The sequence below is a fragment of the Sulfoacidibacillus thermotolerans genome, from assembly GCF_003144315.1.
Taxonomy (GTDB): Bacteria; Bacillota; Bacilli; order Alicyclobacillales; family SLC66; genus Sulfoacidibacillus; species Sulfoacidibacillus thermotolerans.
Genome location: NZ_MPDK01000125.1, coordinates 1 through 393, shown reverse-complemented (window position 1 = coordinate 393; position 393 = coordinate 1). Strand labels below are relative to the sequence as shown.

Annotated in this window: 2 protein-coding genes; one reads left to right on the top strand and one right to left on the bottom strand. The window is 29.3% G+C overall.

The features are described from left to right. Positions 1–275: colicin E1 family microcin immunity protein (locus tag BM613_RS15910; protein ID WP_109431880.1), on the bottom strand; the 275-nt coding region annotated here is incomplete at its 3' end. A 47-nt stretch (positions 276–322) separates the two neighbouring features. Between BM613_RS15910 and BM613_RS15945 the strand changes: the two genes are divergently transcribed. Continuing rightward, the coding region (locus BM613_RS15945) for a colicin release lysis protein (protein WP_439333395.1) at positions 323–393 on the top strand (71 nt) is incomplete at its 3' end.

Sequence of the window (393 nt, the reverse complement as noted above, 5' to 3'; positions counted from 1 at the left end):
AGATTGTATAGCATAAATAGGTTTAATTTTGCCACGGGGGCATTATTTAGGTTTTTTCTTTTTCTGAAAAAATCTTTCTTTATGAACTTAAAAAATATGTGTTCAATAGCATATTTTGAATATGGGCATAGAATAGTGCTTATCACTATTGCGTATAGCATCTTATCTGACGCTAGGAAATAATACCCTTCGTTGTTTTTTGTTATAAGGTATATATATATAAGTGCGCAGTATAGGCCAAACAAAATATTTTTTATGTAGTATCTTAAACTCATAAATTAAACCTAGTTATATATTCTTTTCATTTTATAAGGATCGAGTTATGAGGAAAAGATTTTTTGTGGGAATATTCGCTATAAACCTCCTTGTTGGATGTCAGGCTAACTATATACG